22 protein-coding genes and 1 tRNA gene are annotated in these 26,955 nt (G+C 56.3%); 10 read left to right on the forward strand and 13 right to left on the reverse strand.

What is annotated here, in order from left to right:
• Positions 1 to 36: 36 nt before the first annotated feature.
• The 5 genes from MTP41_RS05625 to MTP41_RS05645 all read right to left on the reverse strand — a co-directional run bounded on the left by MTP41_RS05625 (position 37) and on the right by MTP41_RS05645 (position 4,315).
• Positions 37 to 1,479 (reverse strand): extracellular solute-binding protein, encoded by a 1,443-nt coding sequence (locus tag MTP41_RS05625; RefSeq protein ID WP_249236390.1) that lies wholly within the window; start codon positions 1,477 to 1,479, stop codon positions 37 to 39.
• A gap of 357 nt (positions 1,480 to 1,836) precedes the next feature.
• A tRNA-Met gene (locus tag MTP41_RS05630) sits at positions 1,837 to 1,913 on the reverse strand.
• Positions 1,914 to 1,999: 86 nt separating this feature from the next.
• Complete coding sequence (locus MTP41_RS05635) at positions 2,000 to 3,139, reverse strand: DUF4349 domain-containing protein (RefSeq protein WP_249236391.1); 1,140 nt, start codon at positions 3,137 to 3,139, stop codon at positions 2,000 to 2,002.
• Entirely contained in the window at positions 3,126 to 3,617 is a 492-nt protein-coding gene (locus tag MTP41_RS05640; protein WP_044954130.1) for an RNA polymerase sigma factor, read from the reverse strand. Before MTP41_RS05640 ends, MTP41_RS05635 begins: the two co-directional genes overlap by 14 nt.
• A gap of 122 nt (positions 3,618 to 3,739) precedes the next feature.
• A complete protein-coding gene (locus tag MTP41_RS05645; protein WP_242959201.1) occupies positions 3,740 to 4,315 on the reverse strand; it encodes a hypothetical protein in 576 nt (191 codons plus the stop codon).
• Positions 4,316 to 4,599: 284 nt separating this feature from the next.
• On the opposite strand from MTP41_RS05645, the gene MTP41_RS05650 reads away from it, so the two are divergent.
• Complete coding sequence (locus MTP41_RS05650; RefSeq protein WP_097777272.1) at positions 4,600 to 5,160, forward strand: biotin transporter BioY; 561 nt, start codon at positions 4,600 to 4,602, stop codon at positions 5,158 to 5,160.
• Positions 5,161 to 5,216: 56 nt separating this feature from the next.
• Here the strand turns inward: MTP41_RS05650 and argF are convergent, their stop codons facing one another.
• Complete coding sequence (argF, locus tag MTP41_RS05655; protein ID WP_097777271.1) at positions 5,217 to 6,215, reverse strand: ornithine carbamoyltransferase; 999 nt, start codon at positions 6,213 to 6,215, stop codon at positions 5,217 to 5,219.
• Between the two features lie 98 nt (positions 6,216 to 6,313).
• A complete protein-coding gene (locus MTP41_RS05660; protein WP_249236392.1) occupies positions 6,314 to 6,793 on the reverse strand; it encodes a deoxycytidylate deaminase in 480 nt (159 codons plus the stop codon).
• A gap of 243 nt (positions 6,794 to 7,036) precedes the next feature.
• On the opposite strand from MTP41_RS05660, the gene MTP41_RS05665 reads away from it, so the two are divergent.
• Complete coding sequence (locus MTP41_RS05665; RefSeq protein ID WP_118526849.1) at positions 7,037 to 9,121, forward strand: elongation factor G; 2,085 nt, start codon at positions 7,037 to 7,039, stop codon at positions 9,119 to 9,121.
• 547 nt (positions 9,122 to 9,668) lie between these two features.
• On the opposite strand, the gene MTP41_RS05670 is transcribed toward MTP41_RS05665, so the two are convergent.
• Together MTP41_RS05670 and MTP41_RS05675 are read right to left on the reverse strand one after the other, a co-directional pair.
• Positions 9,669 to 11,465, reverse strand: a complete 1,797-nt coding sequence (locus MTP41_RS05670) for a carbohydrate-binding domain-containing protein (RefSeq protein WP_249236393.1) — start codon at positions 11,463 to 11,465, stop codon at positions 9,669 to 9,671.
• A gap of 188 nt (positions 11,466 to 11,653) precedes the next feature.
• Entirely contained in the window at positions 11,654 to 13,177 is a 1,524-nt protein-coding gene (locus tag MTP41_RS05675) for a carbohydrate-binding domain-containing protein (protein WP_249236394.1), read from the reverse strand.
• Between the two features lie 275 nt (positions 13,178 to 13,452).
• Here MTP41_RS05675 and greA point away from each other — a divergent pair, with 275 nt between their 5' ends.
• The 3 genes from greA to MTP41_RS05690 all read left to right on the forward strand — a co-directional run bounded on the left by greA (position 13,453) and on the right by MTP41_RS05690 (position 16,026).
• The gene (gene greA, locus MTP41_RS05680; protein ID WP_005945007.1) at positions 13,453 to 13,938 is read left to right on the forward strand and encodes a transcription elongation factor GreA; all 486 of its coding nucleotides are present in this window, start codon (positions 13,453 to 13,455) and stop codon (positions 13,936 to 13,938) included.
• 25 nt (positions 13,939 to 13,963) lie between these two features.
• Positions 13,964 to 15,475 (forward strand): lysine--tRNA ligase, encoded by a 1,512-nt coding sequence (gene lysS / locus MTP41_RS05685; RefSeq protein WP_097777266.1) that lies wholly within the window; start codon positions 13,964 to 13,966, stop codon positions 15,473 to 15,475.
• A gap of 302 nt (positions 15,476 to 15,777) precedes the next feature.
• Complete coding sequence (locus MTP41_RS05690) at positions 15,778 to 16,026, forward strand: DUF6061 family protein (protein WP_249236395.1); 249 nt, start codon at positions 15,778 to 15,780, stop codon at positions 16,024 to 16,026.
• A 71-nt stretch (positions 16,027 to 16,097) separates the two neighbouring features.
• On the opposite strand, the gene MTP41_RS05695 is transcribed toward MTP41_RS05690, so the two are convergent.
• The 4 genes from MTP41_RS05695 to MTP41_RS05710 all read right to left on the reverse strand — a co-directional run bounded on the left by MTP41_RS05695 (position 16,098) and on the right by MTP41_RS05710 (position 20,961).
• On the reverse strand, positions 16,098 to 18,377 hold the full coding sequence (locus MTP41_RS05695; protein ID WP_249236396.1) for an ABC transporter permease: 2,280 nt from the start codon (positions 18,375 to 18,377) through the stop codon (positions 16,098 to 16,100).
• Positions 18,378 to 18,448: 71 nt separating this feature from the next.
• Positions 18,449 to 19,132: an ABC transporter ATP-binding protein gene (locus MTP41_RS05700; protein ID WP_005942816.1), complete on the reverse strand. Its 684-nt coding sequence runs from the start codon at positions 19,130 to 19,132 to the stop codon at positions 18,449 to 18,451.
• Between the two features lie 101 nt (positions 19,133 to 19,233).
• On the reverse strand, positions 19,234 to 20,271 hold the full coding sequence (locus MTP41_RS05705) for a sensor histidine kinase (RefSeq protein WP_249236397.1): 1,038 nt from the start codon (positions 20,269 to 20,271) through the stop codon (positions 19,234 to 19,236).
• A gap of 9 nt (positions 20,272 to 20,280) precedes the next feature.
• A complete protein-coding gene (locus MTP41_RS05710) occupies positions 20,281 to 20,961 on the reverse strand; it encodes a response regulator transcription factor (protein ID WP_249236398.1) in 681 nt (226 codons plus the stop codon).
• 769 nt (positions 20,962 to 21,730) lie between these two features.
• On the opposite strand from MTP41_RS05710, the gene MTP41_RS05715 reads away from it, so the two are divergent.
• The 5 genes from MTP41_RS05715 to MTP41_RS05735 all read left to right on the forward strand — a co-directional run bounded on the left by MTP41_RS05715 (position 21,731) and on the right by MTP41_RS05735 (position 26,893).
• Positions 21,731 to 22,123 (forward strand): hypothetical protein, encoded by a 393-nt coding sequence (locus MTP41_RS05715; protein WP_249236399.1) that lies wholly within the window; start codon positions 21,731 to 21,733, stop codon positions 22,121 to 22,123.
• Positions 22,124 to 22,718: 595 nt separating this feature from the next.
• Positions 22,719 to 23,744, forward strand: a complete 1,026-nt coding sequence (locus MTP41_RS05720; RefSeq protein WP_249236400.1) for a hypothetical protein — start codon at positions 22,719 to 22,721, stop codon at positions 23,742 to 23,744.
• Positions 23,745 to 23,819: 75 nt separating this feature from the next.
• Entirely contained in the window at positions 23,820 to 25,112 is a 1,293-nt protein-coding gene (locus tag MTP41_RS05725; protein ID WP_249236561.1) for a virulence-associated E family protein, read from the forward strand.
• Between the two features lie 212 nt (positions 25,113 to 25,324).
• The gene (locus MTP41_RS05730; RefSeq protein WP_207697709.1) at positions 25,325 to 25,519 is read left to right on the forward strand and encodes an excisionase; all 195 of its coding nucleotides are present in this window, start codon (positions 25,325 to 25,327) and stop codon (positions 25,517 to 25,519) included.
• A gap of 111 nt (positions 25,520 to 25,630) precedes the next feature.
• On the forward strand, positions 25,631 to 26,893 hold the full coding sequence (locus tag MTP41_RS05735) for a tyrosine-type recombinase/integrase (protein WP_249236401.1): 1,263 nt from the start codon (positions 25,631 to 25,633) through the stop codon (positions 26,891 to 26,893).
• Positions 26,894 to 26,955 lie beyond the last annotated feature (62 nt).

The raw sequence follows: 26,955 nt of genomic DNA on the forward strand, positions 1-26,955 counted from the left end.
CACCATCACCTCTCTTCCTCAGCGTGTTCCGTCGGCTCAGCCCTCGTACCGTTTGAGCTGGCTGCAGATATCCTGATACCATGCCTCAAAGTGATCGTCGGTCAGGAACTCGGCTTCTGCGTCCGCAGCGCTCTGACCCTCGGCGATGCGCTGCTCCACGGTCTCGCGGTCCGCAGCGGCAAGGTCACTCAGGCCGTATTCCAGCACCTTGCGGGCGCTGCTGCCGCCTGCAAAGGCGTGGGGCGTGTACAGGCGGTTGCCATTCACGGTATCTACGGCAGCGGTCAGGATCTGCTCCATGCTGTCGTTCAGGGTCAGGCCGCTGGAGGTGATCGTATCCATGCTGTTGGCTTCCCTGGTAACAGGCAGATAGCCGGAACCCACCGCAAAGGCAATGTTGTTTTCCGGCTGGACGAACCACTTGAGGAACTCCACCGAAGCTTCGATCTCTTCCTCCTTGCCAGCAGTCACCACCATGCCGGCACCCTGCTGCACGGCAACCTTTTCGCCGTCTGCAAACTCCGGGCTGGGCAGCGCCTTCATGCTGATATCGTGGCTCTCGTTGGCATCGTTCGTCACCCGCGCGGGGAAGAAGGTAGCGCTGGAACAGGAGCCAACATAGCCCAGCACGTTGCCGGCCTTGATATCGTCACTGCGGAAGCGGCCGCTGGCGGCAAACCAGCCCTTGACGAAGGGCACGTAGTAGTTATCCCACAGCTTGCGGGCCGCATCGTGCTCAAAGTTAACGGTCATTTTGCCGTTCTTCACCTCAAAGATGGTGCCGCCCAGCTGCTGTGCGCCCACCAGCATGTAGTTTGCCATAGCATCGCGGCCGAACAGGGCCTTGCCGTCGTCCGGGGCAGCGGTCTGAGCATCGGTCCAGTTGTAGTATTTTTCAGCGGTGTCTACCAGACCTTCCACGGTGGCAAGGTCGTCGTAGCTGGCACCGGTGGCCTCGGCAAAGGGCTGCCAGTCGGTGTCGTTGAAGAGCATCACCTCGGTGGATTTTGCCACCGGGAAGATCTTTACGCTGCCGTTGGCGTCAAAGTCGCCCTCAGAGAGGTAGCCGTCAATAAACTGGGCCTTCTCGTCATCGGTCAGGTAGGGTGCAAGATCCACCACCATCCCCATCTGATCCAGCGCATAGACCGTATCGGCATAAGCCGAGAACACGTTGGGCATGGCGGACGCACCCACCTTGCCTTCGGCAGCATCCATCACGCTCTGTTCCAGATCGTTCACGCTGCCCTGACTCTCGGTGGACACCACGATGCCCTTCTCGGCACCCACGGTCTCGTTGAACTTGTCCACAAGATCGGTAAAGCATTCCAGCTGGTCACCGTTATAATAAGTCCACACCGTAATGTTGGTCACCTGCGTGGTCTTTGCATTCTGGGCGCTGCTGCCGCAGCCCACGCAGTCAAGGGCCAGTGCCGCGGCGCACAGCCCGGACACGACCGCTTTGAGATATTTTTTCATCAAATCCCCCCTGAGAGCGCTCACGCAGCAGGACGTTCCGGCTGCCATATCACCCGACTATACCTAGTCTATCATACCACCTTTTTCCGGGTGCGTAAACAAAATCCGGCAAAAATCTTCACAATCACAAGAAAGCGGAAGAACTTTCCACCCATCGGAACAAAAAGCACAGCCCTTCCCATTGGCTGGGAAAAGCTGTGCTTTGCAGCTGTTATTCGGTTTTTTCTGCCGGGACGGTGGACACAGTGATCTGCTTATGATCCGCACTGTGGGCAAGATAAACGCTCAGGTCACCGGTGTTGGTGGTCTCCATACAGACAACAAAAAAAGCGTTCTGAGAGATCTCAGAACGCTTGGTGGTTGCGGGGGCCGGATTTGAACCAACGACCTTCGGGTTATGAGCCCGACGAGCTACCAGACTGCTCCACCCCGCGATATTTACTTTGTGCTCTCAGCGGTTCTCGCTGACTGCTCAAGTATAATACCACAAGGGCGGGCGGATGTCAAGTATTTTTTTGATTTATTTTTTCTTCTTTTTCCAAACCACGAACCCTGCGCAGGCGGCGGCTGCGATCACCACCACCGGCCATGCACCGGCAAGGGCAACGATGACCTGCTGCAGGCCATCCACAAAGTTCTGCCAGCCAGCGGAAAGGGCGCTGACAAAGCGGCTGCCGAAGCCCTCGCTGGGCGGCGAGTAGGTGCTCACCTCGCTCAGGCTCACGTATACGGTGCACTCTTCCACCTGATCGTTGTACCAGTCCATCTGGCTCTGCCAGCTCTCGATCTGGCTCTGCACATCCGTCAGGCTGGACTCGATCTCAAGCAGGTCGGAGAGGTTGTCGGCCTGCTGCTGCAGCTGCTGCAGGCGGGTTCGCTGGTTCTTGAGATTCTCAAGCCGGGTCTCCACGTCCATGTACTGGGCGGTCACGTCGTCGGCCTGCTGGTTTTTGTAGGTCACGTTGCCTGCTTCGGCCACGGCGGCAAGAAAGTTCTCGTAGTTCTGCTGCGGCACCCGGTAGGTCAGGCTGACACTGCGGCTGTCACCGGCATCCGAGTATTCACTGCTGGATTCCAGATAGCCGCCCGCTTCAGCAAGGGCAGCATCCAGCGCAGCGCGGGCTGCGTCGTAGTCCTTGCTTTCCAAGCTGAGGTTCGCGGTGTAGATGATCTTTGCGTGGTCGGTGCTGCGGGCCGCTGCTGCCGCGTCGTTCTCCGAATAAACAGCGGTGCCATTGTCTGCGCCGCTTTCCAGCGACAGGGTGTTCAGACTGTAATCGGTTGCCATGGGGCTGTCCACAGCGGCGCGGTCCGCGCCGCCTGCCGCCATCACCGCCGCAGTGCTGTCCGCAGAATAATAGACCGCCGGGCTGCTGCTCTTTGCGCCAAGGCCGATTTGTCCGGTGGCAAAAGCACCATAGCCTACCACACACACCGCCAGACAGGCCGCCAGTGCGCCCACCCGCTTTGCGGGAAAGCGGATCAGTTTCTTCTTCGGCTGCACCGGGGCGGACTGGGCCGGTACCGGTGCGGCGGTCTTCATCATGGGCTGGGCCTTTTCTTCTTCGGTCAACTGGTCGGTCATGGCCAGCAGCTTTGCCTTCAGATCGTCCGGGGCGTAGAGGTCGTCCGTCTCCATCTTGTACTCATACCACCTCATCTTCGATCTCCTCCTTCAGCATCGTATGTAACTGCGCCCGGGCACGCCGCAGCCAGCTCAGCACCGTGTTGGATGGTGCGCCCATCATCCGGCCGATCTCCGCCGCCGTGTACCCCTCGTAGTAATGCAGATAGATGGCATTGCGGTAGTTTTCCGGCAGGGCGCGCACTGCGTCCAGCACACTGCCGTCCTCAAACGCATCGGGCGCGGGCAGGTTCTCGTCCAGCTCGGTGTCCTTCTGATGGGCTGCGCGGGTCAGGTCCCGGCAGCGGTTGATGGCCACCCGCAGCAGCCACGCCTTGAGGTGCTCCTCACTCTCAAACGTACCATTATAATGCAGGAGCTTCTCGTAGACATCCTGCACCACGTCCTCGGCATCGGCTGTGCATCGGCTGTTGTGTATGGCAGCGCGGTAAACAGCATCGCTGTATTTCTGCACTGCCAGCGTAAATACTTCGTTTCTGGTCAGCTGTCCCATAGTTTCAAGCTCTCCTTTACCGCCTGTACAGGGCTGGTGGAATTCGTGTTCCACGGGGGACATTCACCCTATACACGGCTGAACGCCCCCGAAGATTGCATTGCTGGAAAAATTTATGAAAATCACCTTTTATATACTCTCTGCAGCAGGGCCACCCGCTCTGCAAGGAAGGTCTCGGCCTTCGGATGGTGCAGCCAGCGCTTGTTCGCCGCTGTGCCAGCCAGCTTTCTGCCCAGCGCTGCCGGGTCGGTATCGGCCTGCATCACATCCTGCATGGTCAGCTGCAGCGTCATCGCCGCAGGAGTGTCCGGCAGCGGCGGCAGCGGGTCCTCCCACACAAAGGGCGGCAGCAGCTGCACCGCCACCGTGGCGCGGGTGCACTCCTCGGTAAGCAGCAGGGCTGCAGGCGTGCCGTCCGGCTGGACGTGCAGGGTGCTGTACAGCAGCTGCAGACTGCCCTCGGCCAGCAGGCGGATATCCCCCTCCCGCCCGGCAGGCGAAAGGCTCAAATATTCCCGCGCCTCGTCCAGATAGATGTGCCGGGCCGGTGCCTGCACGCGGGCATACAGCGCAGGCAGCGCAAAGCGGCCCGCTTTGTCCAGTGCGTGCTGCAAAAGCAGGTAGAACTCGGTCAGTGGGTAGGCCGGGTCCGGCTGCGGCATCCCGAAATCGGGGCGCGATACGTGTCCTCCACCCATAGGGGACCTCCTTGATAAATAACGCTGATGCGGTATTCTAAACATAGAAGGGGTGCTGACTGCAAGGGTCAGCTTTCCATCCCGTTTGTCAAAAAGATTGACCGCACAGTTTGGAAGCAGGGCGGTCAATCTTTTTTGTTATCATCTTACCATATTCTACGACGCATTACAACACGCCCTATTGTAAACCCTGCTGCAACTTCATTGTTGACCGTCTTCCCTCTGCCGCGTTATACTCGGGCACAGATGCCTTGTAAATTTTTAACAGAGGGGAATTCTATTCTATGAAAAACAAAAAACTGACCACCTATCAGATGGCTGTCACTGCGCTGATGGCCGCCGCGCTGTGCGTGCTTGGCCCGCTGAGCGTGCCCATCGGGGCCGTTCCCATTTCGCTGTCAAATTTTGTCATCTGCCTGACCGTATGGCTGCTCGGCCCCAAGTTCGGCACTTTGAGCGTGGCGGTGTACCTGCTCATCGGCCTTGTGGGCGTGCCAGTGTTCTCCGGCTACGGCGCGGGCATTGCCAAGCTGGCAGGCCCCACCGGCGGCTATCTGGTGGGCTACCTGCTGCTGGCCTTCATCGGCGGTCTGTTCATCGAAAAGAGCAAGGGCCAGCCGGTGATCTCCGGCATCGGCCTTGTGCTGGGCGATGCCGCCTGCTACGTGCTGGGCACCGCATGGTTCGTGTTCCAGATGCAGTGCGAGCTGGGCTATGCGCTTTCGGTGTGCGTGTACCCGTTCATTGCGCTGGACCTCGCCAAGATCGTGGTGAGCTGCATCGTGGGTGCACTGCTGCGCAAGCGTCTGGTACAGGCTGGCGTGCTGAAGCTGAAGGAGGCCTAACAGGCAAAGCAAAAGGGAGACTGCAAACGCAGCCTCCCTTTTTTGTTTGTGATCCGTTATTTTACATAGCCAAGGGTCGCAGCCATCACGGCCTTGATGGTGTGCATCCGGTTCTCGGCTTCGTCGAACACGATGCTCTGGGGGCCTTCAAACACTTCATCGGTCACTTCCATGGCATCGCGGCCAAAGCGCTCGCCCATCTCCTTGCCCACGGTGGTCTTGTGGTCGTGGAAGGCGGGCAGGCAGTGCATGAACACAGCGTGCGGGCCTGCAATGTCCATCAGCTGCTGGTTGATCTGGTAGGCGGCAAGGTCGTTGATGCGCTCAGCCCACACCTCCACCGGCTCACCCATGGACACCCACACATCGGTGTACAGCACGTCGGCACCCTTGGCGGCCTTGGCGGGGTCCTCCTCAAAGGTGAGGGTGGCACCGGTCTCGGCAGCGATCTTCTGGCACTCGGCCACGAGGGCAGCGTCCGGCTGGTACTTCTTGGGTGCACAGGCGGTGAAGTTCAGGCCCATCTTGGCGCAGCCCACCATCAGGCTGTTGCCCATGTTGTAGCGGGCATCGCCGAAGTAAACGAAGTTGATGCCCTTCAGATGGCCAAAGTGCTCCCGGATGGTGAGGAAGTCGGCCAGGATCTGGGTGGGATGGAACTCGTTGGTCAGGCCGTTCCACACCGGCACACCGGCGTAGTGGGCAAGGTCTTCCACGATCTGCTGGCCGTAGCCGCGGTACTCGATGCCGTCGAACATGCGGCCCAGCACACGGGCAGTGTCGGCGATGGACTCCTTCTTGCCGATCTGGCTGCCGGACGGGTCAAGGTAGGTCACTTCCATGCCCAAATCGTGGGCAGCGACCTCGAAGCTGCAACGGGTGCGGGTGGAGGTCTTTTCAAAGATCAGGGCGATATTCTTGCCTGCCAGCTGGTCATTGTGGCGGATGCCGGCCTTCTTTTTTGCCTTCAGGTCTGCGGCAAGGTCCAGCAGTTCTTCGATCTCGGCAGGGGTGTAGTCCAATAGCTTCAAAAAGCTGCGGTTCTTCAAACTCATTGTATATTTTCCTCTCTATGCAAATATTTATGAATATTTATGCGAACTATGATCCTATTATAGTACGTTGCCCCGGCAAGGTCAAGAGGGAAAGGGCGTTACAGTTCCAGCTCGGCTTTGCGGCCGCTGGGGGTGTAGGGGGTCAGCTTCACGCCGGCCTTTTTGAACATGAACCGCGCCGCCACGCTGGAATCGCTGTCGTGGTACTTGTCGCCGTAGTACACCACCTCGGCAATGCCCGACTGGATGATGGCCTTGGTGCACTCGTTGCAGGGGAACAGCGTCACGTACACCCGCGCACCTTTCAGGTTATTGTGGGCGCTGTTGAGGATGGCGTTCAGCTCGGCGTGGCACACGTACATATACTTGGTGTCCAGCGGTGCGCCCTCCCGCTCCCAGGGCATCTCGTCGTCGCTGCAGCCAATGGGCATACCGTTGTAGCCCAAGGACAGAATTTTGTTTTCCGAGCTGACGATGCACGCGCCCACCTGACTGTTGGGGTCCTTGGAGCGCATGGCCGTGAGCAGCGCAATGCCCATGAAATATTCATCCCAGTTGATGTAATCGGTACGTTTCATTTTGGTATGCTCCTTGTGCCTGTATTCTGCCTTTTATTATAGCGTATCGCTGTGGGTTTTACAATAAACTTTGGCACTGCCGTGCAACTTGCACAAAACCTTGCCCCGAAGTTTGGCGCTTGATTCGTCAGAATTTTCAAACGAAATATTTAAAAATCATTTTGAGTGTGGTATTATCTTTGTAAAATATGCCACAAAAGCGGAGAGAATGCTCCGTGCGGCGGAAATGAGGGAAAAACCGATATGAAATACGCAAGCAACAACATCCGCAATATCCTGATTGCCGGTCATGCCGGCAGCGGCAAGACCACGCTCACCGAGGCGCTGGTCTATTTTTCGGGCGCTGCCGAGCGTATGGGCCGTGTTGAGGACGGCACTACTGTTTCGGACTTTGACCCCGAGGAAGCAAAGCGCAAGGCCAGCCTGTCGGCATCTGTAGTGCCGGTGGAGTACGAGGGCATCAAGTACAACCTGATCGATGCGCCGGGCCTGTTCGACTTCGAGGCCGGTGAGTACGAGGGTATCCGTGCCGCCGAGAGCGTACTGGTGGTGGTGTCCGGCCGCAGCGGCGTGACTGTGGGTGCGGAAAAGGCGTTCCAGCTGGCCCGCAAGAATGGCAAGGCTACCATGGTGTTCGTCTCCAAGTGCGATCTGGAGAATGCCAACTACTTCAAGATCCTTGAGGATATGAAGATCAAGTTCGGCTCCACCATCTGCCCCTGTGTGGTGCCCGCCAAGCTGGACGACGGCACCCCCGTGTACATCAACCTGTTCAGCCAGAAGGCTTTCAAGTACGAGGGCGGCAAGCAGATCCAGGTGGACCTGCCGGACATCGGCCACCGTTTTCAGGGCCTGATCGAGGCCATGAGCGAAGCCATTGCCGAGACCGACGATGAGCTGATGGAAAAGTTCTTCGGCGGCGAAGCCTTCACCACCGAGGAGATCGTGGAAGGCATGCGCAAGGGCGTTAAGGACGGCCTGATCACCCCCGTGTTCTGCGGCAGCGCCGTGAACCAGCAGGCACTGGATATGCTGCTGTTCAACATGCACAAGCTCCTGCCCAGCCCGGAGCATGACGCTGCTGTGCTGGCCGAGGATGCTGCCGGTGAGCCGGTGGAGCTGCACTGCACCGAAGCAGAGCCTACCGCCGCCTACGTGTTCAAGACCGTGGCCGACCCGTTCGTGGGCAAGCTGAGCTACCTGCGCGTGGTCAGCGGCAAGGTGACTGCAGGCGAACCCCTCACCAACGCCCGCACCGGCGATGTGGAGAAGATCTCCAAGCCCCTCACCGTCATTGGCAAAAAACAGGTGGACTCCGACGGCATCATTGCCGGTGACATCGGCGCAGTGGCAAAGCTGGTGAGCGCCAAGACCGGCGACACCCTGTGCGACGCTGAGCGCGTGGTCAAGCTGCCCGCCCCCGTGTTCCCCAAGCCCAGCCTGTTCATGGCCGTCACTGTGGCCAAGAAGGGCGACGAGGGCAAGATCAGCAGCGCGCTGGCCCGCCTGATGGAAGAAGACCCCACCCTGAGCTACGAGAACAACGCCGAGACCCATCAGCAGGTGATCGGCGGTCTGGGCGAGCAGCATCTGGACGTGGTGAAGGCCAAACTCAAGAACAAGTTCGGCGTGGAGATCGGGCTGGAAGCACCCCGCATCGCCTACCGCGAGTCCATCCGCAAGGCCTGCCAGAAGCAGGGCCGTCATAAGAAGCAGACCGGCGGTCACGGCCAGTTCGGTGACGTTATCATCAACTTCGAGCCCTGCGACAGCGAGCAGGTCGTGTTTGAGGAGAAGGTGTTCGGCGGCAGCGTGCCCAAGAACTTCTTCCCGGCTGTTGAAAAGGGCGTGCGCCTTGCCGCCGAAAAGGGCGTGCTGGCAGGCTACCCCGTGGTGGGCCTGAAAGCCACCCTGCTGGACGGCAGCTACCACCCGGTGGACAGCTCCGAGATGGCCTTTATTATGGCCGCAAAGCTGGCTTACAAGGCCGCTATGCCGGAGGCCGGCCCGGTCATTCTGGAACCCATCCACACCCTGAAGGCTCATGTGCCAAACGACAACACCGGCGATATCATGGGCGATGTGACCAAGCGCCGCGGCCGCGTGCTGGGCATGGAGCCGGACGAGGACGGCCTGCAGACCATCATCGCTGAAGTGCCGCTGGCAGAGCTTGCAAACTTTACCACCTTCATCCGGCAGACCACGCAGGGCCGCGGCTGGTTCACCACCGAGTTTGCCCGCTACGAGGTTCTGCCCGAGATGCTGGTGCCTGCCGTTGTGGAGCAGGCCAAGAAGCTGGGCAATCTGGACGAGAGCGCAGACGATTAAACGGTAAACGTCAACTTCCCCAGTCTGCTGCGCAGACAGCCCCCCTCACCGAGGGAGCTGGCAGAACCGTCAGGTTCTGACTGAAGGAGTTCCCACCGAAATACGACATCACCCCGACCCCCGTTGACACTTTTCCCTCTGTCAGCGGGGGTTTTTGCGGGCCATTCCAACGGCAAATTGTTAATTTTTATCTGCCCGCTTGACTTTTGCGCGGGATTGCATATACTAAAAGTAGGCTATGTGATGATATGCCGTTCATCATGGATTTCCACGCAAAAAAGAACCCCATCCGGAGTTGCCGCTCCAGATGGGGTCTTTTTGTTAGTGCTTACTGCCCTTGCACATCAGGCTGTCAAGCCACTTGCACAGATAATAGGCTACTACCTGTGCTCCGACAGACTGAAAAAATGTGATGATAGTGTTCATGGACTTCCACCTCCTTTCCGCGACTGGGGGATCGGAGAAGGGCCGCAGTGCCAGTATAACACAAGCTCTGACCCAATACAACAAAAAGCCCCCGGTACTGCGAATACCGGGGGCTTTTTGTTTAGTGCTTGGGGAATGCCTTATTCCAGGTTCCGATCACGTTGAACTTCGGTGTCCAGCCTTCGGGCTTGAAGGTGTCTGCGCTCTTGGCCTCCATGATGCCCTGCTCCGCGCACCACTGTGCAGCCTTTGCCATGTCAGCGTCGGCCACATCCGCAAACGCGGGCTGTGCGGCGGGTTCGGGCCTGCCTGCATTGTTCCACACCAGCAATGCCAGCTGGCCGCGGTTTGCGGGGATGGCTGCACCCTCGGGCAGCAGTTCATTCAGGATCACCCGCGTCACCACTTCGTAGCCGCCCCACACGGCTGCGCTGCCAAGGACTACGGCGGCAATGGCACCGCCTGCGTCGCCTTCAGGTGCTGCGCCGATCTCGACAATGTCGCTGGGCAGCAGGGGCTTGTTGTCGTCTGTGGCAAGGTTCCTGTCAGGGTCCGTCTGGATGCCCTGATACACCACGTAGCTGCCGTCCCAGTCGGCCCCATCCGGGAGAGGAGCGTTGTCGTCAGCGGGCTTGTAGCGCAGGTAGGCGGTGGTGTACAGATCGCTCTGCGCGTTCTCGAAAGCCTCGACCAGTGCGCTGACATCGCTTTCAGAGACGGGCTCCGTAATGGTCAGCCGCGCCCGTTTGGAGAAGTTGACCGTGACGCTGCTGTCGGGCACGCTTTTCAGCTTTACGTTGCCGCCGCTGAGGTTGACCGTGCAGCTGCTGGCGTCATTCTCCCTCGGCTCCAGCGTGTCGGCTTCCACCCAGCCGCCGCTGACGTTGAGCTGGCTACAGTTGAGCACGCCTGCTTCCATAACGCCGCCGGAAACCGTTATGTTGTTCGCGGACACGGTCTGGCCCTTTGCCGTCAGCCAGCCATTCGTTACGTTGAGATCTTTGGAAAGGATGCCAACGGGTGCCGTATTGTCTTCCAGATTCAGCACACCGCCGTTTACCGTAATGCTTGAACCTGTAATGGCGACGGTTTCTTTGGCACTGGCATTCAGGGTACCGCCGCTCACCGTTACACGACCGTTTTCGCTGGCTTCGATGCCAAAGCCGCCGCCGCTGGCCGTCAGCTTGCCGCCGCTCACCGTTACTTGGCCGTTATGGCTGGCTTTGATGCCGATACCGTGTTCGCCGGTGGCAGTTGCGCACAGGGTGCCGCCGCTTACCTGTACGGTGTTGCCTAGGGCATAGATGCCGTTATCCGCAGCGGTCGCGTTCACGGTGCCGTCTGTCACATCCAGCGTGCCGTTCTGAATCCGGATGCCTCTGGACGGTGCCTCGGCCGTCAGGCTGCCGCTGCCCTGGATGGTGAGCAGCCCCGGGGTTTGGTCGGGCCAACCGTTGCCGTCAATGTCGATGGCCAGCTTGTTGGTATTGTTGTGCGTGACCGTGTTGCTGCCGCTCAGGGTGAGCTCGACATTGCCAGACGTAGTAAGGGTGTGCCTTGAATCGGCGTTGTATTCTATATGGGCATCCTGCAGCGTGGCATGGACCGTGGTGCCTTCATTACCGTTCAAGTCAAGCGTTTCGAAGCGGCCCGAAAAAACAGGGGCGTCGTCTTTTTCCTTGATTGGGTCTGGCTTGTCGCCGCTATACCAGATCGTCAAAAACTGGCCGTTGAGCTCGGGGTAGTCGGCGTTGTCCGCATAGCGGTACACGGAGATCCACGAGCCTTTGCCGTTGGGGTATTTCTCCGTGTTGGACATATCCCACGTTTCGGCCAGTGCGGGCATGCAAAGGCTCAGGGTCATGGCCCCCGCCACCGCCGCTGCGGCCAGCTGTCTTGCAAGTTTGCGCAGTTTCATGCAGATTGCCTCCTTTTTCCCCTCGTATTTTTACGGGGGGGTATGTATTACAGTACCTTAATCATCTCACACTTTACCGGATTTTGGAAGCAAACCTGCGTGAATCGCCCTAAAAAATGCGTGAATGACGGGAGACCTGTCTGCTGGCACGCAAAAAGCACCGTCTTTTGTACGAGAAAATTTACAATTTACTTTGCCTTGGGGAATGCCTTATTCCAGGTTTCGATCACGTTGAACTTCGGTGTCCAGCCTTCGGGCTTGAAGGTGTCTGCGCTCTTGGCCTCCATGATGCCCTGCTCCGCGCACCACTGTGCAGCCTTTGCCATGTCAGCGTCGGCCACATCCGCAAACGCGGGCTGTGCGGCGGGTTCGGGCCTGCCTGCATTGTTCCACACCAGCAATGCCAGCTGGCCGCGGTTTGCGGGGATGGCTGCACCCTCGGGCAGCAGTTCATTCAGGATCACCCGGGTCACCACCTCGTAGCCGCCCCACACGGCTGCGCTGCCAAGGACCACGGCGGCAATGGCACCGCCTGCGTCACCGGAAGCATTGCCCGCGTCGCCGCCGGGCTGGGGTTCCAGCGTGCCGCGAACAACAACGTAGCCCTCGTCATCGGTCTCGGCACCGGTATCAGACGGGTCTGGCCTGTAGCGCAGGTAGCCGTCGGTGGTCAGGCCACTGGTGTCGAACCGGCTCAGCGGTCCTTCGTCCAGATAGCCATCAAAGGTCACCTTTGCGTCGCCGGACAGCACGATGGGGCCCGACACATTGAAGCCCTTGGTGGTCACTTTGCCGCCGGAAATGGTCAGGCCATTGTCGCTGCACAGCACATCCGCGATTACTTCGCCGTTGCTGATGCGGATGCTGCCGCTCTCGGCGTAGAGCTCGCCGCCCTCCGCCTGCACACTGCCGCCGGAAATAACGATGTCGCCATCGCGGCTGTAAAGGGCGCGGTGCTGGACGGTATCGGCGCCGGAGACGGTGTTGGCAGTCTTTGTTACCACACTGCCGCCGCGGATGAAAATGCCTTTGCGAGCAGAAAGCGCATCGTTGTAGTAATCTTCCGAAGTGGGTGGCGCGATCGAGACATGGATGCGGCCGCCGTTCAGGGTGATGGTGTCCGCCGTGATGCCGCTTCGCAGGGCCTTCGTGGACGTTTCGGTTTCGGCGATGTCCACGATGCCGCTGTTCAGGGTAAAGCTGTCACCCATCCGGATGCCGTGGCCGCTACGGATGTTCAGCGTGCCGGTGCCGCCAAGGGTAAGGCTGCCGTCATCCGAGCAGATGCCGTAATTACCCGGGATGGTGAGAATGTTTGTGCCGCGCAGGTCCACCGACGCGTCACCGTAGGTGCGGATGCAGGCACCGCTGCCGGAAATATCCTCCAACATGACGCCCAGCCCGTCCAGCGCCACGCTCACCGGCGCACCGTACCCATTCAGGCTGGTGTAGGTGGCACCGCTGCCGGAGAGGATGGTCTCGTCGGTCTCCGTGTACTTGGACGAAGAGCCTTCGTTGCTTGCATCTACGCCAAACAGCTCCACGGTGCGCCCGCCTGTGGTGCCCGTCACTGTGATGGAATAGACCTCGCTGAAGCCCGGCTGATTGCTGATGTTCCACGTTTGGGCCAGTGCGGGCATGCACAGGCTCAGGGCCATGGCCCCCACCACCGCCGCTGCGGCCAGCTGTCTTGCAAGTTTGCGTAGTTTCATGTAGAATGCCTCCTTTTTCCCCTCGTATTTTACGGGGGGGGGGTATGTATTACAGTACCTTGATTATCTCACACTTTACCGGATTTTGGAAGCAAACCTGCGTGAATCGCCCTAAAAAATGCGTGAATGAAGGGAAACCTGTCTGCTGGCACGCAAAAGCCAGCGCCTTTTTTATTGACAAAGCCCCGGCTTGCTATTATAATAATGTAGTCAAAATGGCATTATTGTGCGGCTTTGCGGCTGTGCAAAACAAATAGACAAGGAGAGATTCTCAAATGGCACAAGAGATCAAGATGTCCGCTGCCGGTCTGAAGGCAATGCAGGAGGAACTGGAATACCTCAAAACGGTGCGCCGCAAGGAGCTGGCCGAAGAGATCAAGGAAGCACGCAGCCACGGCGACCTTTCCGAGAACAGCGAGTACGACGAGGCTAAGAATACGCAGGGTCTGGTGGAGAACCGCATCACCGAACTGGAGCAGATGATCAAGAACGCCGTCATCATTGATGAGAGCGAGCTGAGCGTGGACAATGTCTCTGTGGGCACCCACGTCACCATCCTCATGACCGGTGAGGACGAGAACGAGGAGTACGACATTGTGGGCCGCACCGAAGCCGACCCCCTGAACGGCAAGATCAGCGACGAAAGCCCCGTGGGCCACGCCCTGCTGGGCAAGGCTGTGGGCGACAAGGCCGAAGTGCTGCTGCCCACCGGCCACACCGTGGAGTACACCGTGCTGAACATTACCCATGCTGCAGGCTGAGCAGGCCAAACGAATAGGAGAAACCATGGAAGAACAAAAGAAGAACCCGGCGCAGGGCCTGTCCGAGAGCGAGCAGGTGCAGGTGCGCCGCCAGAAGCTGGCCGACCTGCAGGCTGCAGGCCACGACCCCTTCACCCTGACCAAGTACCCGCAGGATGCCTACTCTGCCGACCTGAAGGCCGAGTTTGCCGACCTGCCCAACGAGACCGACAGCGGCAAGACCGTGGCGCTGGCAGGCCGCATGATGTCCAAGCGCGTAATGGGCAAGGCAAGCTTTGCCCACCTGCGGGACGATAAGGGCGACATTCAGCTGTACGTCCGCCGCGATGAGCTGGGCGAAGAGCCTTACGCCGCCTTTAAGAAGCTGGACGTGGGCGATATCATCGGCGTGAAGGGCGAGGTGTTCCGCACCAAGACCGGCGAGCTGAGCGTGCGCGCCACCGAGCTGACCCTGCTGGCCAAGAGCCTGCGTCCCCTGCCCGAGAAGTTCCACGGCCTGACCGACACCGAGATGCGCTACCGTCAGCGCTACGTGGACCTGATTGCAAACCCCGAGGTGAAGGACACCTTTGTGAAGCGCAGCCAGATCCTGAAGGAGATCCGCGCCTATCTGGACGAAAAGGGCTTCCTGGAGGTGGACACCCCCATCCTGACCCCCTTCGAGATCGGTGCCTCGGCCCGCCCCTTCTACACCCATCACAACAGCCTGAACATGGACATGGTGCTGCGCATCGAGACCGAGCTGTACCTCAAGCGTCTGATCGTGGGCGGCATGGACCGCGTGTACGAGGTGGGCCGCATCTTCCGCAACGAGGGCATGGACCCCAAGCACAACCCGGAGTTCACCAGCATCGAGCTGTATCAGGCCTTCACCGACTTCCACGGCATGATGGATCTGGTGGAGGAGCTGTACAAGCGCCTTGCCCAGAAGATCTGCGGCAGCATGGTCATCCCCTATCAGGGCAAGCAGATCGACATGGGCCACTGGGAGCGCCTGACCATGATCGAGGCCGTCAAGAAGTATTCCGGCGTGGACTTCAACGACTGGAAGTCCGACGAGGATGCCATCGCCGCCGCCAAGGAGCACCACGTGGAGCTGCCCGAGGTGCCCACCAAGGGTTCCATTCTGGCCGAGTTCTTCGATGCCTTCGTGGAGGACAAGCTGATCCAGCCCACCTTCATCTACGACTACCCCGTGGAGATCAGCCCGCTGGCAAAGCGCAAGCCGGACGACCCCGCCTTCACCGAGCGCTTTGAGTATTTCATCGACTGCACCGAGTACGGCAACGCCTTCAGCGAGCTGAACGACCCCATCGACCAGAAGGGCCGCTTCGAGCGTCAGGTGGCCGAGCGCAAGGCCATCGAGCCCGACTGCAAGGCACAGGTGGACTACGACTACGTGAACGCACTGGAGTATGGCCTGCCCCCCACGGGCGGTCTGGGCTTCGGCGTGGACCGTCTGGTGATGCTGCTCACCGACAGCGCCTCCATCCGCGATGTGCTGCTGTTCCCCACGATGAAGCCCATCGACCAGTAAATTTCCAATTTAAGCACAAAAAAGCCTGAAACTTCTTGATAAGCCGAGAAGTTTCAGGCTTTTTCTTTTGATGGATTTCCAGCGAAAATTACACCATACGCCAATTTTACGCCAAACGATGCAGGATTTTGTGCAGAGCAAAAAGAGCGTTGTTCTAAGGTTGGTGTAAGAATTGGACGTGTAGTGGATGAGTGTAGACCTGTAAAGGGCTGCATCAGAAAGTGGGTTCACGGATTTTTAAACGGATAGCCAGAACTTTCCACCGTAAAAGAAGCAAATGTGAAGAACATGGAGGTTTTCTTATGAACAAACTGCTTTCCTGCCGCTACAACATGGACACCGACCGGGTGGAGGCCCGGTTTGCGGATGGCTCTGCCGTTGCCATTGACTGCATCGCCGTGGAGGACGAGTACGGCAACACCCCGGCACAGCGGGCAGAGCTGGACTGGCTGCTGTACAATAAGCCCTTGGAGTATGCACAGATGGTGCTGGGAGGGGAGATGGAGCGCTATCTCTCCCTCGGCTGCGACCACGGTAGGCTGGAAGATTAAGCCCCTATAAAGAAACACGATGCCCACCTGCCTATGGTTTTCATAAGCCGGTGGGCATCTGCTGTTCTGGTTTATAATTCACTGATGGTTGCAGTAATGGGCTGCATGAGGATCCGCCTGACCGGGTTATATACTGCCAGCACCACAGCCGCCAGCACGACTACGACAATCACGGCAAGACAGCCCCACGGCACCTGCCACGCTGCACCGAAATAATGGGTGATGAGCAGGATATACAGCTTCCGATTCAGCACAAGACCCAGCGCAACGCCCACCACAAGACCGGACACCGCATAGGTGCCAGCTTCGGCAGAGACCATGCGTTTCAGCTGTGCATCATCCATCCCGATGGCACGCAGGATGCCATACTGCTTCATTCGTGCCGACACGCTCATGGAAATGCTGTTGACGATGTTTAGAATGGTGATTCCTGCAATCACGATGAGAAACGCATAGACCACCAGATGGAACGCCCAGTAGGTGCTTTGTATCATCCGATTTCCTTCGATTCGGTTGGAAAAAACAACCCGCTTGTTTAACGTGTCGCTCAGCAGGGTGTGTATTTGTGCAATGGCTGCGTCTGCTGTGGTATCTTTTAGTTGAATATCGATCACCGCATAGCGGTTTTGCCCGGTCAGCTGATGGAAGGTTTCTTCGGTGCAGATAACAATCGGGGAATCGGTACTACTGAACGGGCTGTCGTTCAATACACCCACGACTGTGAGCTTTGCATCCTCCAGCTGAATGGTATCACCCACGGTCAGGGAGTTGCTTTTGTCGAATACCGTCAGCACAGGGTATGTGCCATCCTCCGGCTCCTGCGGAAGGGTTCCGCCAATCAGGTCTTTTTTCGCCCAGCCAAACTGTATCGTATCGTATGAAATCAGGTCGATGGACCCCTGTTTTCCCTGATATTCCGCCGGGAGCGGGCAATACATCCGCCCGAATGCGTGTTTGACTTCCGGCAGAGCTTCCAGCTGCTCCACCAGTACCGGGTCAAGGACATTTTGCCCGGATGTTTCAGCCACCGATAAGTCCGGTGTGTAGGGCTGCAACGGATTCAGCGCAAATCCAACCCATCGAAGCAAAACCGAAAAGCTCAAAAACAGGAGAATGCTTAACGCAAAGGAACCTGTCATCAGAAGCAAGTTCTTTTTGGACGAGGTTGCATGGCTCACGCCCAAGGAAAGCTCTGCACGACTTCCAAACAACCGAGCATGACACGGAGAATCCGCTGCATTTTCTACCGCATTCCCAGTTGCTGCTGTGATCGGAGAAGCTTTTGCCGCCCGCCGTGCCGGAGAAGATGCCGCGAACCAAACCGTGATAAGTCCCAGCGTGGAACCACAGATAATACCGACCGGGCTGATGCCAAGCACTGGTAAAGAGCTGAACTCCTCGCCGATAAATCCACGCAGAAAGGAACACAATCCCCATGTGGAAACGATTCCCAGCACACATCCTGCTGGAACAGCAGTTTTACACCAGAAAAGAGCTTCCAGCCGGACAAGCATCCGAACCTGATTTTTTCCTGCCCCAAGACAACGCAGCATTCCATAATAGCTGGTACGCTGCGCTACATTGCTGTTGATGCTGCCTGTGATCATAAAAATTCCGGCAAGGACGACCATGTCAGCCAACACAGCCGCTACCGCATATAAGCCTACAATATAATCGTTGTTGCTGCTTGCATTCAACGCCATCAGGTAAGTATTTTCGGAGATTTTTTCTTCTGAAATTCCGTACTTGTTTTCGATGTTCACAATGGACTGCCGCAAATTGGTACGTGGCTTGAACTGGATGAAATACTGTGTTTCAAAGGATTCTTCTACCTGTGCGGCAATCTGAGAAAATGTACTGCGGTTCATCACCAGCACAACAGCATCATACTGGTTCGCATCGGAGGTATCCTCATTGAAACCTGCGACAGTAAGCGAAATGGTCTGTCCATCCGGGAGCGTCAGCGGAATCGCTGTACCGACCGTAACATCCAGCCAATCCCGGATGTTTGCTGTCACGAGCACTTCGCCATCCGCCGGGGCAGTGCTACACTGCATTCCCGGAAAGATTTGAAGGATTGCATCATCTGCTCCTACCAGTGCGGCACGTTTATCTCCGGCAAAGTAGTTTTCCGTAAGGGAAGCGTTGATGTCGCTATACGCCGAAAATGCAGCAACATCCTCCTGTGCGGCAAGCTCTGCGGCTGTTTCAGGGGAGATGTCCTTTACCATGATATGCCAGTTTCCGTTTTTGTTCAGCTGGTTTGAGGTTTCCATCCGAATCGCCATATCTGCCATACTGAACACCGCCGTGACCAGAAACACCGCAAGGACGATGCACAAAATCGTCATGCGGTTCTGCCGTCTGCGTACCTTGGCAGAAATCGGGATCAGGCTCAGATAGCTTTTCATTTCTGTGCTGCTCATTCCCGGCACCTCCCAAAATCGGTCAGGCAGCCGTCCGATACCTGCAACACCCGGTCTGCCGTCTGCGCAATGCTGCGGTTGTGGGTGATCATCAGGATGGTCTGCTCGTATTTCCGGGATGTTTCTTTTAGCAGGGCAATGACCTCGCTGGTGTTCTGGGTGTCCAGATTGCCGGTCGGCTCATCCGCCAAAATCAGGGAAGGGCGGGTCATCAGGGCGCGGCCGATGGCTACCCGTTGCTGCTGCCCACCGGAAAGCTGGCTTGGCAGATGCTTCCGACGGTCTTTCAGATTCAGCACGGTCAGCAGTTCTTCCAGATATGCCCTGTCCGGCTTTTGGTAGTCCAGCAGCACCGGGAACAGGATGTTCTGTTCTACGGTCAGTTCCGGGATGAGGTTGAATGCCTGAAAGATAAAACCGATATTGCGGCGGCGGAAAATCGTCAGCTCCCGGTCTTTCATGGCAAAAACATCCTTACCATCAATCAGCACCTTGCCGGAAGTCGGTGTATCCAGTCCGCCAATCAGGTTGAGCAGGGTGCTTTTGCCAGAGCCGGATTCGCCAACGACCGCCACATATTCGCCTTTCGGCACTGAAAAGCTAACATCTTTTAGCGCATGGACAGCAGTTTCTCCGCTGCCGTAGGTCTTGCAGAGATGGTTGACTTCTAATAGTTCCATAGTGTATCCCTCACTTTGCAGGTTCCTTCGATTCAGACGGATTATCTCTGTCTGTGCAGAAAAGGATAACACGTCAACCTTACTGCAAGCCTACACTCAACCTACAATTTTGTAGGAATCGGAAAATTCAGAGTAAAGGTCGTGCCCTTTCCCAGCTCGCTGTCTACTTCAATGGTGCCGTGATGGGCTTCCACAACGGCTTTTGCCAGCGGCAGACCCAGCCCGATGCCCTGTGTATCCTGTGAAAAGCGGCTGCGATAAAACCGTTTGAAGATATGGTACAAATCTTCCGGGTGGATGCCGCTGCCGTTGTCGCGCACTTTGATCTGAACCATGGACGGCAGTGCATTCCACTCTACCTGAATCGTATCTCCGCTCTTTGTGTGGTCAAGGGCATTCTTTACAAGATTGTCCACAGCTTCCTGCATCCAGTCACGGTCGCACCAAAGTCTAACCGCCTCTGAGCCGGACAGAACAAGCTTTTTCTGTTCCTGCTTGGCACGATAGTGATACTGCCGCGCAATGTCCTGCACCATTTCAGCAACATTTTCGTTTTTCTTCTCCAAGACGACCGAACCGGCATCCAGCCGGGTGATTTTGAGCAGATTCTGCACCAGCGTTTCGATGCGGTCCAACTCCTGTTCGGACAGGTCTGCAAACTCTTTGACCTCCGACGGCGAAACAACTTCGTCCTGAAGCAGACCGTTGTAGATATTCAACGCCGCCAGCGGTGTTTTGAGCTGGTGCGAAATATCCGCAATAGTATTTTTCAAAAAATGCTTCTCCCGCTGCTCGTTGTCTGCGTGTGCGCTCAGAACTGCCGCCAATGCATTAACGGAGTGAAACAGCCGGTAAAGTTCTCCCTCCCGGTCGCAGTCCAGTCGTGCATCCGGGTTGCCATCCAGACAGCTTTGGATTTGCTGGACTGCCTGTTCCAGAAGCGCGCTCTGCCTTTGGAAATAGCGAAAAAGCACGCCCCAGAGGCAGCCGCCCAGCAGAAGAAAAACCAACAGTGACCCAAAAGAGAATGCGTGCGCTGTATGCCATGCAATGCCCTGCGTAAGAGCCAAGGCCACTGCCCAGACCGCCAGCACTGTCCGGAACAAATTACGGATCTCCCGGTTTGCGAATACTTTCATACGGCACCTTTACCCATTCCATTTATAGCCCATCCCGCGAACGGTCAGCAGCATCTGCGGTTTGCCGGGGTCGTCCTCAATCTTCATCCGCAGCCGCCGGATGTACACCGTTAAGGCACTGCTGTCAATGTAATCTCCATCGCAGTCCCACAGTGCATCCAGAATTTGTTCCTTGGATAGCACGGCATTCGGATGCCACATAAAGAAGCAGAGCAGCCTGTACTCTGCGCTGGTCAGTTCCAGCAAGGTCCCGTTTTTGTATGCCTGCCCCTGCAACAATCGGACGATGATGCCATTGGATTCCAGCACGGTATCTCCTGCACCGGACACATTTGCACGGCGAAGCAGTGCATTGACTCGCGACAGCAGGACACCCAGCTTGAACGGCTTGGTCAGGTAATCATCCCCGCCCAGATCCAGCCCCATGATGATATTCATTTCCTCATCTGAAGCGGTCAGGAACAAAATCGGCACATTGGATGTGCGCCGCACCTTCTGACAAAAATCGAAGCCAGAGCCATCCGGCAGGGAAACATCCAACACCAGCAGGTCATATTTTCCGTCTGACCACAGCATCTCGGCTTCTGCCAGCGTCCGGGCGGTATCCAGTGCAAAGCCCTGCTTCTTGAATGCAAAGGTCAGCCCACTGACCAGACTCAAGTCATCTTCCAAAAGGAACAGTTTTCTCATGATTCCCTCTCTTTTCTGCGTTTTGTGTGTCCTACAGGTTCAAAAGCATTATAAGTTTTTTCTGCGAACATTACAATGCGCGAAACGGAAATTGTTTCTTGCCGTGTGTTATAGCAATTCAACTTTTTAATGCAACAGCAACAACATTGAATTGCATAGCCTGCATCCAGCGGATGCAGAACACAAGGGGTTTGGGCGCAGCTCAACTTGAAGCGGACGGTTGTTTTTCTGCTCGGAAAAGTTCCGAGTTGGCATTCCATTGCAAACAGAACGAGCTATCCAACCCTCTCTCTTTTTACCAAAGTTCTCCTTGCGTTTTCTTGCAAACCGCCGAAAGTGGCGTGTTTTCAAAACTTTTTGTTGACAAAGCTCGATTTATGTGGTAGTCTATTCCAACAATTTAATATAACATATTTACTTAGAGTTCCAGCTCGGCTCCCGAAGGAGCCGGAGCAAGTTTTTGACTTTCTTATCGCTACATAACGAACCAGAACCAAGGCCATCCCGGAAGGAATGGTCAGGTTCAGGTTGCTGTGTGGCGATTTTTTTATTGCCAAATCTCGCACCGCACCTTGAAAACCGCATGATCGTCTGCATGGGATACCCGGCGATGACCCCGTAAGGGTGAGCCGGAAAACGCCGCCGGAAGGGGGCAGGAAATCCATGCAGGGAGAACGGCTAAACGTTGATTCCTCAGTTACCAGAAAATAATGTGGTCAAATTGACCACATTGATTTTCTGTAACGCCAGTGAAAGGAGGGTCATCTCCATGTATGTGACAAACGAAGAATGGGAGCAGAACAATCAGGATTATTTGAAAGAATCGTATGAGGAAACGGGTTTTACTGCCGGAGGATACGCTATCCGCAAACTTATCTGCGGCGGCTGCGGTCGGGTGTTCTACACCACCATCTACACCAAGAAATACTGTCACAGCTACTGGTGCGGCAATCAGGCCAACAATCGGCGACAGCGGGAATACCGTCAAATGCACCGTCAAGATTTAGTCTGCCAGTGCTGCGGCGAAAAATTCACGCCCAAACGTGCAGGTGCCCGTTATTGCAGCAATGCCTGTCGGCAAAAAGACTATCGAAAACGTGTTACGGATGCTGCAAGTGCTCAAAATGAGCACTTGGTTAAGCGTAACGCATCTGCCAAATGAAACTTAATCTCCTCCCGAATGTGGGAACGGAAATTCATCGACCTGTTACGGAAAACCAAGTGGTCAAAATGAGCACATCGTTTTCCGTAACGCTGCAAGGTCTGTTGAAAATCAGGTGCCGCCACCCGGCACTTGATTTTACCCGTAACGGAATCAGAGGGTCAAAATGACCCACTGAAAAAGCCGGACGAGCTGGTGGGCAGGGATTCGCAAATCTTTGACCGCCAGCTTGCCCGGAGCAAGAGTGCAGAGAGTGCAGCTCTTTGCCCCAGTGATATGATGCTGTGCGTCATATCCTACTGGGTATTATCTGGCGCAAAACGGCGGCAGATCCAGCAGCTTCGCTGCTGCGTTCTCCCACGCCAATAAGTCGAAACGGAGGGATGTCTATCTGAAATTAACACGGCACAACGGACGAGCCGGAGCCCACGGCACTTACAACCCCAAACACAATGACCGCAGTTTCAACCTTGCCAACAGTGAGCACATCGACCCGGAACGCGCCAAGGGCAACATCTACTGGGACTGCTTTCACGGTTTCCGCTCTGCCATCGCCCCACAAGACCCGGATGATCTGGCAGGGACATTCTCAGAGGTGGAACGGCAATTCTACGAGAACCACTATTCGGAGTTCATCGAAAGACAAAACGAGCGCAACGCCAAGATTCGGCATACGGAACGAAACCGCTCCATTCCCGACCTGCTGTCCAGCCGCAAGACCTGCCCGGAAGAGACTATCTACCAGCTTGGAACGCTGGATGAACACGCTTCCGCAGAGGACTTACTGAATATCGTCACGGAGTTCATTGAGGAATTCAAGGGCAAATTTGGCGAACACGTCCATGTGCTGGACTGGGCATTGCATCTGGATGAGAGTACGCCCCACATCCACGAGCGCCATGTGTTCGACTGCGAGAACAAGTACGGTGAGGTGGCACCCCAGCAGGAAAAGGCGCTGGAAACTCTAGGCTTTGAGTTGCCTAATCCGGACAAGCCCCTCAGCCGCCGCAACAACCGCAAAATTACCTTTGATGCAGCCTGCCGGAAGATACTGTTTGACATCGCCAAGCGGCATGGTCTGGAATTGGAGGAGGAAGCGGAATACGGCAACCGGCAGTATCTCGAAAAGCAGGACTATATCCTTGCCAAGCAGAAGGAACAGCTTTCCGCCCAGCAGAGCAAGCTGGATGAGCTGACCCTGAAAGTTTCGGACATGGAGACCCTGCTGGAAGATGTTTCAGCAGCGGCTTACGACGAGGCAGTGGAGGTCGTGACAGATGCTGTCCGAACGGAGACCCGGAAGGAAGATATGCGGATGATCGAGGACACGAAAAGGTGGGTGCTGTCCCCGGAACGCAAAGCACCGCAGGCTACACGGGAGTACGCCGCCAAGCATCTGGACGGTGTTCTGAACAAATTCCTCAAGACGATGCAAACCACCGCCACTCGTTTGCAGGAGAAGCTGCTGAAGCCGGAAGTCCGACAGAAAGGCAAGGAGCAGATCAAGGAAAAAGCACGGGATTCTGTTCTGCAACTGCTGAACCGCTTGCAGGCGGAACAGACCCAACGGAAGCCGTCCGCACCGCCTGCCGCCGAAAAATCAGAAAATTGTTTTCAATAATAGTACGAGGTGATGTTATTGAGCAAAGAAGTCCACGAAGAACGCACTCCCCACACCGTTGCGGACGTAAAAGAAATGCTGGTCAAGCACTCCAACGGTGAAATCCAACGGACGATCCAGAACTGCATCACGATTCTGCAGAATGACCATGTGCTGGCAGATGCCATCCGGCTGAACCTGTTGAGCGAACGCATCGACATTGTAAAGCCTGTGGGCTGGCCCCGCTCTAGCAAGACGCTGAACGACACGGACATGAAGTATATCCTGCGCCGGATGGAGAAGTACGGCATTTCCAGTGAGAAGAAAATTGAATCTGCCATCCGCATTGTTGCCAACGAGAACCGCTACCACCCCATCCGGGATTACCTGAACGGTCTGCAATGGGACGGCACGGAACGGATAGCCCACGTCCTACACCATTTTCTCGGTGCTGCGGAGGACGAGTACACTTGCGAAGCCATGAAAATTTTCCTGCTGGGAGCCATCAAGCGAGTGTTCCAGCCGGGATGTAAATTTGAGACCATGCTCTGTCTGGTGGGAGGTCAAGGTGTGGGAAAGTCCACTTTCTTCCGGCTACTGGCAGTCAAGGACGAGTGGTTCTCGGATGACCTGCGGCGACTGGACGACGACAACGTGTATCGCAAACTGCAAGGCCACTGGATCATTGAAATGTCAGAGATGATCGCCACCGCCAACGCCAAGAGCATCGAGGAGATCAAGAGCTTTCTCAGCAAGCAGAAGGAAACCTATAAAATTCCCTATGAAACCCATCCTGCCGATCGTCTGCGCCAGTGCGTCTTTGCTGGTACGACCAACCGGCAGGATTTTTTGCCCCGTGACCGCACAGGCAACCGCCGCTTTATCCCTGTCCCGGTGGATGCGGAACTGGCCGAAGTCCACATTCTGGACAACGAGGAAGAATCCCGTGCCTATATCGACCAGCTCTGGGCAGAAGCCATGACGATTTACAACAGCGGCAATTATAAACTGGCGTTCAGCCATGCCATGCAGGAAACCCTGCAAGCCCATCAGCAGGACTTCATGCAGGAGGATGCGCAGGCTGGCATGATCTACGCCTTTCTGGAGGACTACACGGGTGACCGGGTGTGTTCCAAGCAGCTTTATGCGGAGGCGCTGGGCAACACGAACATCCCGGCTGAGTGGGAGACCCGTGCTATCTGCGAGATCATGAACACGGGAATTTCGCGCGGCGATATCCAAGGCTGGCAGGCGCACAAGACCGCCAAGCGTTACCCGAAGTACGGCGTTCAGAAAGGCTGGGAGCGCGTAACCAGCCCCGAAACCGGGGCTGAAAATTTCTCCGAAATAACGGACGCGGAAGCCAAGCAGCTGGGCTTTCCCTTCTGATGGACAGCGGTTACACGTCTGGTTACAGATTCGGTTACACCTCAGTTACGGCGCAAAAGCCGCATGACCGCTGCGTTTTCCTCTTTCTGTAACCATGTAACCTTAAAAGAATAAGAAAAAGTATAAAGCGCACCGAATGCCCTGCGTACAGAAAAAGAGAGTTTTCCTGCCCGGTTACAGGCGTTCGGTTACAAGGAATTGGAGGTCTGCCTATGAAAGATGTCCCGATTTGGGAAAAGAGCAATCTGACGCTGGAAGAAGCTGCGGCTTATTCCGGCATTGGCATCAACAAGCTGCGTTCATTATCGGATAACGAACATTGCCAGTTCGTGCTGTGGGTGGGTTCCAAGCGGCTCATCAAGCGGCGCAAGCTGGATGAATACACGGAGCGAATGTACTCGCTTTGAAAATGTCCCGGATATTTTTCAAAACGTCTTGCAGAGAATGGCGTATCTGTGGTACTATGAACACAGAACAACGCTCTTTTCTGCACCGCGATGTAGAAAGGAGCAACGCTCATGGCAACAACTCAGAATACGAAACGCAAGGACAAGGCGCGTGTGGTTCTCCGCAAAGGCGAATCCCAGCGCAAAGATGGCAAGTACGATTTCCGTTGGACTTCCCCGGATGGCAAGCGGCATTCTATTTATGCTGCGACCTTGGAGGAACTTCGGGAAAAGGAAAACGACATTCAGCGGGATTCGCTGGAAGGTATCAAGGCAGAAGCCCGGTACGTCACCCTGAACGATGTGTTCACCCTGTGGGCAAAGGTGAAGCGTGGTCTGAAGGACAACACCTTTCAGAACTATCTGTACCTTTATCGGCAGTTCGTGGAGCCGGATTTTGGCAAATCGAAGGTGTCTGCGCTCAAAAAGTCGGATGTGAAGCAGTTCTACAACACGCTGGCAGACGAGCGGGGCTTGCAGATCTCTACGATCGACAGTGTACACACGGTTCTGCATCAGGTGTTGGACATGGCGGTGGATGACTGCTATCTGCGGAGCAACCCTTCGGACAATGTTCTGCGGGAACTGAAAAAGGCACACCAGTTTGAAACCAACCGCCGTAAGGCACTGACCGTTGCAGAACAGAATCTGCTGCTGTCCTACCTCTCCAAAACGCCGAAGTACCAGCACTGGTACCCGATTTTCGCAGTCATGCTGGGAACGGGCCTGCGCGTAGGAGAAGCTACGGGTCTGCGCTGGTGCGATGTAGATTTTGAGGAAAGCACGATCTCCGTCAATCACACGCTGGTCAACTACGACCATCGTGAGAACAACGGCGGCAAGAAAGGCTGTTACTTCAACTGCCACTCGCCCAAAACGAAGGCTGGTGTCCGTACCGTTCCAATGATGGACTTTGTGAAAGAAGCTTTTGAAAAGGAACGTGCCTATCAGGAAGAAGCAGAGATCCATTGCACCGTAACGGTAGATGGCTACACGGACTTCATCTTTGTCAACCGCTTTGGCGAGTGCCAGCATCAGGGAACGCTGAACAAGGCCATCCGGCGCATCATCCGGGACTGCAACGATGAAGTACTGGCGAAGAACCCGAACAGCACCGTACTCCTGCCGCGGTTCAGCTGCCATACCCTGCGGCATACTTTCACGACCCGGATGTGCGAAGCGGGCGTGAATATCAAGGTGATTCAGGATGCGCTGGGACATTCGGATATTTCCACGACCTTGAACATCTATGCGGATGTGACTAAGGAACTGCGTAAGTCCGAATTTGAAAATCTTGACCGCCAATTCGCACAGTGGAAAGATCCTGAAGAATAAAATAAAGCATACGCCAAATACGCCAAATACGCCATACGCCATTTACGCCAATTCATACGCCA

The sequence above is a fragment of the Faecalibacterium sp. I4-3-84 genome, assembly GCF_023347255.1.
GTDB lineage: Bacteria > Bacillota > Clostridia > Oscillospirales > Ruminococcaceae > Faecalibacterium > Faecalibacterium taiwanense.